Raw genomic sequence first — 11,925 nt, forward strand, 5'->3', positions numbered from 1 at the left:
GCGCCATTTCTATTTTACTTATAAAGGCTGTCAAACACGCCGCCGTCAGAAAAATGTTCTTTCTGCAGTTTGGTCCAGCCACCAAGGCTCTTCACATCAAACGTATCCACTTTGGGGAAGAGTGCCTTGTTTTCTTCCAGAATGGCCGGGTCAACAGGGCGGAAATAATGTTTAGCCCCGATTTTCTGCCCTTCAGGCGTAAACAGGAAGTCCAGATACGCTTTGGCAACAGCTTCCGTTCCATGCGCCTTGACGTTTTTATCAACCAGAGATGCAGGCGGTTCCGCAAGGATGGTCTGCGACGGCACAACAATCTCAAACTGATCAGGCCCAATATCACGCGTGGCCAGCAGTGCCTCGTCTTCCCATGCAAGCAAGACATCGCCCAGATTACGCTGCACAAAGCTGTTTGTGGCACCGCGTGCACCTGTATCAAGCACGGGCACGTGTTTGAACAGGTTTTTCAGGTAAGCCTTGGCTGTTTCCGGGGTGCCGTCCTTCTGGTGCAACGCCCAGCCCCATGCGGCCAGATAGTTCCAGCGTGCACCACCAGATGTTTTGGGGTTAGGCGTAATAACCTGCACGCCATCCCGGATCAGATCCGGCCAGTCATGAATGTTTTTGGGGTTACCTTTGCGGACCAGAAACACAATGGTGCTGGTATAAGGGGTCGCATTGTGCGGCAGCCTGCTTTGCCAGTCAGCTGCAATCAGGCCGTGCTGTGCCAGCAGATCAATGTCATAGGCCAGGCCAAGTGTAACCACATCTGCCGGCGCGCCTTCCAGCACGGAGCGTGCCTGTGCCCCAGAGCCGCCATGCGCCGATTTGACACTGACCGTGTCTTCCGGGTGGTTCTTACGCCACTGGGCAGAAAAAGCTTTATTCACATCGGCATAAAGCTCACGCGTTGGATCGTAGGAAACATTCAGCAGGTGGTATGATTCCGCATAGCTTGCTGTCGCCTGCAAGCCTGCCAGAAAAGAAACACCCAATACCGCCGTTACTTTGAGAACGGCACGGCGAACGTTAAAAAAGTTTTCCTGTTTCATAAGCCTGTTCCTTAATCATAATGTCAGATCAGAATGCTGCCTGCACGCGGCCAACAACAGCGTTGCCACTGCGCCCAAAGAAATTGGCATCCGTTGATTTTGCACCATTGTAGCTGGAAACACTAAAGTGCGTGTAATCCAGCATGACCTTGATGTGCTGGTTGGGGTACCAGTTCAGCCCACCTTGCCATACAGTCTGTTTATTGCCTGTTTCCCCTGCGGTATTAATAACTGTTCCTGTCATTTTAGTGGTGCCAGACGTCCGCAGGTCGGTCACACTCCAACGCCCACTAACTTCCAGTGCGCCCCAGTGCCCTTTTGCGGGGTCAAAGTCATATTCAACACCCGGGGTTGTAAACGCGGCAATTTTTTCATTATAGCCACGACCATGCCCAAACAGGGTATAGTTTGCAGCAACATACCAGCCATCAAAGCCAATGGCAGGCGGGTTTATGCTGGCGGCTACGTTATCGTGCTGCACCCCAACATGATAATACTCGCCCTTGAGCAGGAATTTTTTGTAACGGAAACCAAACTGCGGCCCCGCTGCCCAGATCTGGGAAATATTTGTTAGCGCACCGGATGTCAGCAATTGTGTTTCGCCCAGAGGAACTTCAACATTGTCCTTAAATGTTGTGGTTCTGCCCGTGCTGGACTGGTTCACTTTAAACGCGGCTGTTGCCCCGACGCCGACATGCACATCAATATCCTTGGAAACATAAGGACGGCCTGCCGCACGGAACACAGCCCCGGTCTGGCTGTCTGTTATGGTTTTATCAGTTGTGCGATCACCATATTTCTGCCCTGTAAAATACCCTGCAACAAGCCAGCGTTTTTCATAATGCTCCCCACCAATGCTAAAGCGAGCCACACCACCAGCAATGTTACGAACCAGATCAACAATGGTCGGGCGTTCCAAAAACTCAAATGCCCCTGAACGCTCTGCGCTGTCTTCTTCCATGCGCGGCTGAAAATACCCGACGGTCAGAGTTGTGTTATGCAGGCCAGTATAGTTCAGGTTGGCTTCAAACAGGCTAACGGTGCCGTCACTGTTATTAGCACCAAAGTCTGGGGTTACGTTTACTACCCAGTCTTTGTAGCGCCAGGACATGTAAATGCGCAGACGCCGTGCATTCTCGGTAAACTTGTTGAAGTTGCCGGCACTTTCCTTTCCGCGCTGACCAACCCCCATAAAGCCGCCAAAGTCTTCCTGCGCCAGAAGGCCAATGGAAAATGCGTAAGCCTTATCATCCGACGCAATGGTTGGGCGACCTTTGGGGAAACCGATTTTAATGCCGCCAATATCCACGCTCTCATCCTTGGCGGAAGCCGCCTTGAATGAACTCCAGGACTGTACCGGCCCTTCCGGCAGGGCAATGCGGCTGTCATTGGGGCTGCGTGGGCCATGGTTGGCGGGCGGAACAACCGGGTCTTCACGGAATTGAGGCTGCACGTCATCCGGCCCAGCCGCCGTTAACGTGCGGGGAGCATGACCAATTTTGCGGCTTTGCAGATTGGAAGCATGCTCATACTTGTCCACCCGTGCCTGCAGGCGGTGGATTTCCCCCATCATTTCCCGGTGCATTGCAGCGATCTCGCGCCGTAATGCTGCATTTTCTGCATCCGATGTGGCTGCCATCGTCACATATGGAAAAAAAAGGCTTGAAACTGTTGTTGTTAACAGAACACTCGCCCGAACAGACACCGCCATAAGTTCCCCCAAACTTAAAAATTTTTATTTTAATATGGTGTAATACCATAAACAAAGATGATTATGTTTTGACCCCGAACCATTCAAAACACAACAAACGCCCCACTACCTACATTTTGCAGATAATGTTCAACACAACCAATATGAATTACGAAAACTGTGTGATGCCAGAGGCATCATGCCAAACGATTGCAAACCCCTGCTGGCGCGGTTAAACCGCGCTCAGGTTATGTTGTGCAAAAGTGGTTTTGAATTTGCGAATAACGGATGTCCGCAAATCCTGCCCGTCCGGGTAGCGCTTGTTATGCAAGCTCTGCACGCTTTCATGCGCCGCATAAAAACGGCGGGTCCGGCGATCTTCTTCAAGAATAATGGTACCAACAAAAGTACCGTTAATTTCAATAATACGCGATTCAAACATGACTTTTCCCCTCCAGGTAATAACTGACCCGGAAGGCAATAAAACCCACAGGTCAGGCGTTAGATATTTTAACGTCGTAACATCGGCCCAGCCGACACATTCGACCCCACAGGTTTTGCATCTTCTATGCGCTCCTCATGTGCCACGCGTTTAACGTGTGATTGTGTATCACCCATATTTCCACGGCAGTCAATTATATAATTTTAAAAATAGTTGTTTTTTTATATCACGATAATTGTTGTTATTTTATGAGTCGCTCTCTTGGCTGCTACCAAACTGATAGACCTGCCCGGGGCTTGCGGCCCTAAACCGCTCTACGTTGCAATTTCCTGCCAAAAGAGCGGCTTGCAGAGCTTTTTCTGGTGCGCGGATACCTTCATCCGTGAGCTGAAATGTACCCCAATGAATCCCTATGGCCTGCTTTGCCTGCGTGTCTTTGTAAATACACACCGCTTCATGTGGATTAACGTGCTGCCCTGCCATAAACCATCTTGGTTCGTAAGCACCAATTGGAATAATAGCCACATCCGGCGCACCATACCGGGTGTGTAAAGCACGGAACAATGTTCCATCGCCATAGGCTGTATCTCCGGCGAACCATAGTTTTTGGCCTCCGATATTCAGCCAGAACCCGGCCCATAGGGCCATCCGCCGGTCAAAAATACCTCGTGCAGACCAATGGTATGCGGGTGTTAGCGTTACACTCAGTGCCGGGGTAATAACGTGTTGGTCATACCAGTCCCCTGTAAGAATACGGGCTTGTGGAATAGCTTTTTTAACAATGTGATCATTCCCTAATGGCATGATCATTAAAGGGTTATGCTCGGCCTGCAACCGCCTGAGTGTAACCAGGTCAAGGTGATCATAATGATTATGGCTGATGAGCAATGCGTCAATCGGTGGCAGGTTTTCAAACGCTACACCCGGTGCATTAACCCGTTTGGGGCCAGCCCAGCGCAATGGACTGGCCCGCTCTGACCATACTGGATCAGTCAGAATATTAAGCCCCGCTGCCTGAATAAGCACTGTAGCGTGGCCCACCATGGTAATGCGCAGGGCATCCACGCTCTTTTCTGGTATAGCTGTTGTTATGGGAACAGAATCCGGCCATGGCGCACGATGTGACGTGCGCCTCCAGCGCCACAGATCGCGCAAGGAACGGTCTGTGGAAGCTTGCCCGGGATTAAAAAAACGGGTTCCATCAAAATGGTCAGTTACAGGCCCGGCATAGTATTTATTACGTGTCATAAAAACCATACATGGCTCCTCTCCCTTCCAACAAAACTGTGCATGGTGCGTTCAAATACAAACGCACCATGCATAAAGCGGGAGGCAGTTGTTTGGTCCGATGTTTAGCTTTGCCGCGACTTGAGCTCTGCATCAATCTTCAAGGCCTGCTGCGCCATGGCTAGCGCCCCTTCCCGGCTTGCCGCACCACAAATAAAGCGCGCAGGGTGCGCAAATACCGCATCGGCAACACCACAGACTGCGGCAAGGTCTTGCCCATTCAGGCCGCCCCATGCTTCTGGCAGGGATATCCGCTGGCCAAAGGCCCCGCGTTCGGGGGGCACAGCTTTAACATTCCATTGCCCACTACCTGTGGGAGAAACCACGTAAATAACGGGGAGATCATGCTCAAAAATAACCTTTTCGGTTGGCATGCCCGTTTCCATCAGCAGAATACGCTTGTCCTGCGCATTTTTATAAGCGGACAGAACACGGTCCGTTGCTTTCAGGCTGGCACGCACACGATCGACCGTGTTGACCAGATGGGAGGCCACAGCAGTTGCCGCATTGGCAAAGCCTAGGGTTTCCCGCCGCTTGGCTTCTTCCGGGCCGTGGAGCTCCGCCGTGTCCCACGGTGGGCTACAGGCCGAAACAATATCCGCCAATGACAGCTTGCCCATTTTGGCTACGCCGTTATCATCCTGATCAATCGGCACGACCAATGATTTATCAATACTCTGCCAGATAGCCGTAATTGTGGCATCGTCCACAGTGGTGCGCACCAGATTACGCACAGCCGCCTTGCCGTAATCTTTCCACAGCAATCCAGCGGCACTGTATGGGGTGCCATCTTCACGCAGGGGTTTGTCTTTCATGTGGTGGTCGTAACGGCCTTTGGGCGGGTCATAAATCCCCCCCACATCGAACACGATATCTGCTGCCTGAATACGCTCCGGGTCACGCGAACGGAAGAACTTCAGGCAGTCCTCGGTGCCTTCGCCCAGAATACGGGCGCGCAGGTCACCCATTGGAGCCAGCGCATAATGGAGCACAACATACCCAAGTGTTTCATCAACATGGAAGTTGCCTGAATGAGTCAGTGCGGTTGTGATGGTTGCCTCATGACCGAGACCAATAGGGGTATGTTCAGACATTACGATGACCTGCTGCAAACTGAGGATGAACTTTCATAAGCCTCCTCATGCCGCACGCTCTGGTATCAGACAACCGGCTTCAGCAGGATATATGCACATAATCCGGTTTTTCCCGCCTTATACATAAGAGCGGAGATACGCGTGCACTCTAAAGCGCCGTGTGCGCCACCCCACAGGCCTTGTGGAATGACGCACAGGATAGAAGCCCGGGTTATGCCAGAGCGCCTTGGTTTATTTGATAACCGCGCAGGCTACCCGGTCCCCTGCCCCACCAATTGGCTGGCTCTGGTAATCATCAGGGTGGGCATGGATGACCAGTGACGAACCATCCGCATCCAGCAGGGCCGGCTTATCCTTGCCCGCTTTAAGTGCGACCAGAGGAGAGAATACCTCTACCGTAGCTGTGCCGTCAGCCCCGACAAACACGTTGGGCAGATCACCTGCATCGTTCGCGGTGGGGTTAAGCAGACCATGCACAACAGGCGCCGTTGCATGCACATGGGGCCCGGCCGTTGTAAATTTAGGCCCTTCGCATACGCCCTTGTCGTGGAAGTGCATGCCGTGCCAGCCCGGTGTGAGCCCTTTTGCTTCTACCCGCAATATAACCCCTTTGGGGGCATCGGTAATGGCAATAGTACCGTGCGCTGCGCCATCCGTGCCCACCAGAGCGCCGGAAGCGGTATCTGCCGCATGGGCCAGAGATGGCAGCAGAGCCATTGTGCAGGCCAGAAGAACCAAATGCTTTGAATGAACCATGGCGCATACCCTTTCAGTTAAAAAACGAGGGGCTAGGCCCCTTGTCGCATCGTAAAATACTGATCACGGGAGTTTAATCCGTGCCTACCCGAAAACCTTAGTGCATCGCGTAACAATCCACCACGCCCGATTGAGGATGCAAAACATTCCCACATCCACACCCGGGCATGGCTCAGCCTGCGCGACCATGAAAATCCTGACAAAAACGCACACCATTCCGGCAGGTTCCCATAACGAGCCTAGGATACCGGGCAAAAATTGGGTTTGTAGCCAGTAGGTGGGTGACGAAAATTTGAAAATGCCATAGGTACCAGACACCAAAACACAGGTTGCAATACCACCGGCCTGCAACCTGCTACTCGGTGTTTTTCTGACTATTCCCGCGCAACCCTGTGATGGTTCAGGCTTTATGAACAGGCGGCATTTTTATCAAGAATATCGTTCATAAAATAATATCAGGCAGGTCGGGTTACATTAATGCATATGACATCTGTAGTGCTTCTACTTTTGCTGATAACGGCAGTAGCAGGGCCTGCTGCCCGGCTGCTGCGCCTGCCACTCCCACTTTTATTGATAGCCTGTGGTATTGTGGCATCGCTTCTGGGCTTTCACATCGATTTTGAGCCTGAAACCTTTTTACTGCTTTTTATTCCCCCTCTGCTTTTTTCAGACGCGTACCTTATGCCGTTGCACAATTTTCGTGAGTTGCGCTGGCCGATCCTGCTTCTGGCTGTCGGGCTGGTTATTTTTAGCACGATTATTGGCGGGTATTTTATTCATTGGCTGCTTCCCATGGTCCCCCTTGCTGCAGCCTTTGCGCTCGCTGCCATTCTCTCCCCCACCGATGCCGTAGCCGTGGGCGGTATGATTGATGAAGAGCACGTGCCCAGACGGTTCCTGCATATTCTGCAAGGAGAGGCCCTGCTGAATGATGCCTCCGGCCTTGTCTGCTTCAAGTTTGCCGTGGCTGCCAGCCTGACTGGCACTTTTTCCGTCATGCATGCGTCTTTGGGGTTTGTGCTGGTAGCGGTGGGCGGCATTTTAATCGGCATGGCGCTGACATTTGGCTTTAATTTTATTAACCGCATTCTGTCCCGCCATGGTTTTGACGAACCCACCACACAGATCACACTCATGACCCTGCTGCCTTTTGCCGCTTACCTGCTGGCGGAACATCTGGAGGCATCAGGCATACTTGCGGCGGTCAGTGCGGGGTTAAGCCTTAACCAGAGCAGGGTATTCGGCTCAGCCCAGACTGCCACCCGCCTGCGTGGCAGTGCGGTATGGGAAATGATTACCTTTGTTTTTAATGGTCTGGTCTTTTTGCTGCTTGGGCTGCAATTGCCAGATATTGCAGCACAGGGAATTAGCACTGCCAATCAAGCGGGGGACAGTACTTGGTCTTTGATTGGCACCATTGTCCTACTGACCAGCATGCTGCTTCTGCTCCGTCTGGTCTGGGTATTTTTAATCAGCAGCACGCGCTACCTGATTGCAAAATTACGAGGGCATAAAACCGGTAGAGTTTCTGTTACGGAAACAGCGGCCATGACCATAGGCGGTGTGCGCGGAGCGGTAACACTGGCGGGTATCCTCTCCCTCCCCATTGCGGAAAATGGCTTGCCTGCATTCCCCATGCGGGACCTGCTGGTAACTTTTGCCGCCGGTGTAATTATGACATCTCTCCTGATCGCCGCACTTGTATTACCCCCGCTAAGCCGCTCCCTTCGCCATGATGGCGGAGACCCGGTTAACCGCGAGGCAGATGAAGCCCGGCGCCTGCTCGCACTAGAAGCCATTGCGGAAGTGGAGCGCCAGTCCGCCCTTGTTACCAAGCAGCTGGATGAAAATACTGCACAGCAACGCGCAGAAGTAACCGCAGCCTTGATAGCCGAATACCGCTTCCGGCTACGGCTTTTGGAAGATGCCCCCGATGACAAACTCAAGGCCGAGGAATACCAGAGCCCTGATACCCTGCACCGGGATACGGCTTTGGCAAGGCGACGGTTTGAAGCCGCCCTGCGCCTCCACCTGCTCCGCACAGAGCGCAAGGCTCTGGCGCGTATGCGGCAGGAAGGACAGGTGAGTGACGAAATAGAACGCCTTTTAACCCATGACCTTGATCTGGAAGAAACAGCCCTTTCGGGCAGTGCCCGTGCCTTGCCAAGACATCTGCACTACACGGACGGCCCCAAAATGTGCAGCCCGCTCATTTATACAGGCTGAATACCGGTTTGTGCGCCACATTCAGGCAGCAATATCGGTTAAAAGCACAACGGCTTCCTGTGTCGCCATAACAACCGCACGTTCAGTCTGGCTCAGCATTGCACCATCCCCCGCTGCCAAAGCCGCACCGCACAGGGTAATAGCACCACGAACCACCAGCACATGCAGGTCCCGGCCCTGTGTGGTCTGGTAAGCCGCACCCTCCCCTGCCGGAATGTCTGCATGCAATAATCTGCTGCGTGCACTCAGCGTTACAGGCGAGCCGTCGTCTATTACCTCCGCCATTTCCGGGTCATCTTCAGGGAAGCCTGACGCAATTATTCTAAAACCACCATCTTCCAGTTTTGGAAAAGCCGGCCGGGCCTCCTGCGTGGGACTGCCTCCTTCCGTGTCGGCCAGAAGCCAGAACTGGATGAAGGAAGCTCCATCCGCCCCAGCCTGCCACGCCATGCCTGACACCCCTGCCCCGGTGCCAAGCAGATGCAGACCGCCTGACTGTATGGTTTCTGTAGGGAACCCTTCAGCACTGGTTTGCAATGCCCCCGAGCACAGCCATGTTACAATATCTACATTGGCTTCTGGGCCCAGATGGTAGCGACCTTGCGGCGGAATTGTACCAAGGTTGATTGCCCTCAGCCTGCCCTCATGCTCGTTCTGTGGTGCCAGATAATCCGCAAAAGCAAAATGGCAGCGCAGGGTGAGTGTATCGGAATGGGCCAGACCCAGACTATCCGCCCGACGGATGGTTATCATGGCGTGTTCTCACACATGTTTGGGGGTTTCTTGGGCATCAGGGTACAGTGTTTCCCAGCCACCTCCAATGGCACGGTAAAGCTGTGTAACCGACCCCGCCACATGGGCGGTGGCTTCAACCAGCGCGCTTTGCGATGCCAGCAGGGCATTCTGTGCGCTCAGCACATTCAAAAAATCAGAGGCACCCTGCACATACTGGGCCTGGGCAACATTCAGGGCTATTTCGTTCTGTTGCACGGCCTGTGCCAGTTCATCCCGCCTTTTCTGGGCGGCAGTAAAGCTGGCCATGGCATCGTCAATCTCCTGCCAGGCCTTAAGCACCGTGCGCTGGAATAAAACGGAGGCTTCCTGCTGCTGCGCCTTGCGCAGGTGGAGTTGCCCGGTCAGCCGCCCGCCTTCAAAAATAGGCAGTGTGGCAGTTGGGCCAAACCCATACTGGCGGGACGCCCATGACCCGAGCCCACTAAACTGGAGGGCTTGCACGTCCAGACTGCCAGAAAGAGTAATACGCGGGAAAAAGTCGGCCACAGCCACGCCAATACTAGCCGTAGCTGCGTGCAGCCGGTCTGCCGCCATCCGGATATCCGGCCGCCGCTGCGCCAGTTCCGAAGGCAGGCCTACGGGCACAGAATCAGGCACTGGCGGCACCGCCGCTGGCTTACCCAATGTGGCATCAAGGGCACCGGGTTCACGCGCGACCAGAAAGCTCAGACTATTCAATAAATGTGTGGCCTGCGCCTGCAGCGGGGCTGCACGGGATTCAAACATGTGTAACTGCCCCGTAGCCTGTGCCACATCCAGCCGGGTTGCTGCCCCCTGCTCCAGCCGCATGGTGGTCAGCTGTACACTATGGCGGGCAATGCCAATGTTGTGGTCCAGAATATCAATCTGCGCCTGTGTGGCACGCAGGTCTATGTAGGTTTGGGCTGTTTCAGCCATAAGGGAGACCAGTATATCACGCCGGAGTTCTTCCGTAGCATGCACGGCAGCAGTTGCCGCCTCCACCTGCCGGCGCACATGCCCCCACAGATCTACCTCCCAGGAGGCATTCATGCCGTATTGTGGAAGGTTAAAAGAGGGGTTGCCCACACTCCCCGGTAGTGCTGCGGGGCCAAAACCCTGAGTGCCATTGGCAATACTCCCAGCCCCGGCCTGCTCCATGTTGCCCATTAGCCCTAGAATACCGTTGCTGCTCGCCCGCTCCCGCGCGTAGGAGGCATTGGCCTCCATGTGGGGGAGTTGGGCAGCACTGGCAATGCGCCGCTCCGCCCGGCTTTGCATCAACCGCAGACTGGCCGCCTGTAGGTCCAGATTGGACGCTGCAACTTCCAGCTCCAACTGTGACAGGGCAGGATCTTTAAAAAGGGTCCACCAGGCCGGGTCGGTCGATGCCGTGCTGATCCGGCTTTGTGCTGGGGACTGCGTTGACCGCCACGTGGCTGGCGCGCTGACCTTGGGCTTGTGATAATCCGGCCCCACAGTACAGCCAGCAAGAACGAGGGCCGAAAAACCAGCCAGTAATAGGTGCCTCATGCCATTACTGCCAGATATAGCGTGCATCATGCGCATGCGCCCCTTCGGGTTTGGAAGCCGTATCAATATTCACTTCCACAGACATACCAACCCGGACCTTGGCCGCCATGGGCTGGCCGGGGTCAAACGTCAGCTTGACCGGAATACGCTGGACAACCTTGGTAAAGTTACCCGTGGCGTTATCTGGCTGAATGGGAGCAAAAGCGATGCCAGTGGCGGGGGCCAGTGAATCCACATGGGCCTTAAGTGGCTGGCCGGGGAACGTATCCACCCAGACTGTTGCCTGCTGGCCCGCCTGAACATTGGTGAGCTGGGTTTCCTGAAAATTGGCAAGCACATAAGCGGCCTGTGTAGGCACCACAGCCAGAATGCCCGTGCCCGGATGCACATAAGCCCCAACCCGAACACCTCTCTCCCCCACTACACCATCCACTGGTGCGGGAATGGAGCAGTAGGACAGATCAAGTTCAGCCTGTTTGGCAGCGCCTTGCGCATGCAACAGAACACCCTTGGCGTGTTCAAGCTGCGCCTGAAGCACGGCAACCTGACGGATAGCCGCGTCCACCCCGGCCTGATCACGGGTTATGGCGGCCAGTGCTTCTTTTTCATGCGCCTCAGAAGACTGCTTCTGCTCAATGGTGCCGGCCCCACCGGATGAAAGGTTGCGATAGCGTGTGGTGTTCTGGCGCGCGAATATCAGGTCGGCCTGATCTGCCAGAACAGCTGCGCGGGCTTGTGCTATAAGAGCGTCCTGCCGGGTCAGTTCCGCGCTCAGGTTTGCAACATCGCCTTCAGCTGCCAGCACATTGCCTTTGGCAACGTCCAGAGCTGCGCGGTAATCATCATCCTCTATATGCGCAAGTTCCTCACCTGCGTGCACACGCTCGTTGTCTTGAGCAATGACGCGGTCTATGCGGCCCGCAACCTTGGGGGCTACGGTTGTAAAATCAGCCGTAACATACGCATCATTTGTATACTGGTTAACGCCATCCCCATTAACCAGACGCGCGCCCCCCCATGCGGCAAGGGCAAGCACACCGGCAGCGCATCCGGCATAAAGCAGAGGTTTTTTGTAAATCATGGTCTGTTATTCCG

At 54.3% G+C, this 11,925-nt stretch carries 10 protein-coding genes; 1 reads left to right on the plus strand and 9 read right to left on the minus strand.

All coding sequences use genetic code 11. The annotated features are described in order from the left end of the window. Positions 1–14 precede the first annotated feature (14 nt). The 6 genes from GOB83_RS08850 to sodC form a co-directional block, all read right to left on the minus strand. Positions 15–1,049, minus strand: coding sequence for a sulfate ABC transporter substrate-binding protein (locus tag GOB83_RS08850; protein ID WP_165925795.1), 1,035 nt, complete (start codon positions 1,047–1,049; stop codon positions 15–17). Positions 1,050–1,077: 28 nt separating this feature from the next. Beyond that, on the minus strand, positions 1,078–2,760 hold the full coding sequence (locus GOB83_RS08855; protein WP_165925796.1) for an OprO/OprP family phosphate-selective porin: 1,683 nt from the start codon (positions 2,758–2,760) through the stop codon (positions 1,078–1,080). Positions 2,761–2,971: 211 nt separating this feature from the next. Beyond that, positions 2,972–3,181 (minus strand): hypothetical protein, encoded by a 210-nt coding sequence (locus GOB83_RS08860; RefSeq protein WP_165925775.1) that lies wholly within the window; start codon positions 3,179–3,181, stop codon positions 2,972–2,974. A gap of 246 nt (positions 3,182–3,427) precedes the next feature. After that, a complete protein-coding gene (locus GOB83_RS08865; protein WP_242005800.1) occupies positions 3,428–4,438 on the minus strand; it encodes an MBL fold metallo-hydrolase in 1,011 nt (336 codons plus the stop codon). 95 nt (positions 4,439–4,533) lie between these two features. Beyond that, positions 4,534–5,562, minus strand: coding sequence for an MYG1 family protein (locus tag GOB83_RS08870; protein WP_165925797.1), 1,029 nt, complete (start codon positions 5,560–5,562; stop codon positions 4,534–4,536). A 231-nt stretch (positions 5,563–5,793) separates the two neighbouring features. Further along, positions 5,794–6,318, minus strand: a complete 525-nt coding sequence (gene sodC / locus GOB83_RS08875) for a superoxide dismutase[Cu-Zn] (RefSeq protein ID WP_165925798.1) — start codon at positions 6,316–6,318, stop codon at positions 5,794–5,796. Between the two features lie 483 nt (positions 6,319–6,801). Between sodC and GOB83_RS08880 the strand changes: the two genes are divergently transcribed. After that, complete coding sequence (locus GOB83_RS08880) at positions 6,802–8,544, plus strand: Na+/H+ antiporter (protein ID WP_165925799.1); 1,743 nt, start codon at positions 6,802–6,804, stop codon at positions 8,542–8,544. A 21-nt stretch (positions 8,545–8,565) separates the two neighbouring features. Here the strand turns inward: GOB83_RS08880 and GOB83_RS08885 are convergent, their stop codons facing one another. From GOB83_RS08885 to GOB83_RS08895, 3 genes are read right to left on the minus strand one after another with little or no spacing between them, the layout of a single operon-like run. Further along, positions 8,566–9,297: a pirin family protein gene (locus tag GOB83_RS08885; RefSeq protein ID WP_165925800.1), complete on the minus strand. Its 732-nt coding sequence runs from the start codon at positions 9,295–9,297 to the stop codon at positions 8,566–8,568. A 9-nt stretch (positions 9,298–9,306) separates the two neighbouring features. Further along, the gene (locus tag GOB83_RS08890; protein WP_165925801.1) at positions 9,307–10,830 is read right to left on the minus strand and encodes an efflux transporter outer membrane subunit; all 1,524 of its coding nucleotides are present in this window, start codon (positions 10,828–10,830) and stop codon (positions 9,307–9,309) included. A 4-nt stretch (positions 10,831–10,834) separates the two neighbouring features. Further along, a complete protein-coding gene (locus tag GOB83_RS08895; RefSeq protein ID WP_165925802.1) occupies positions 10,835–11,911 on the minus strand; it encodes an HlyD family secretion protein in 1,077 nt (358 codons plus the stop codon). Between the last annotated feature and the right edge of the window lie 14 nt (positions 11,912–11,925).

The sequence above is a fragment of the Acetobacter fabarum genome (assembly GCF_011516925.1).
GTDB classification, from domain to species: domain Bacteria; phylum Pseudomonadota; class Alphaproteobacteria; order Acetobacterales; family Acetobacteraceae; genus Acetobacter; species Acetobacter fabarum.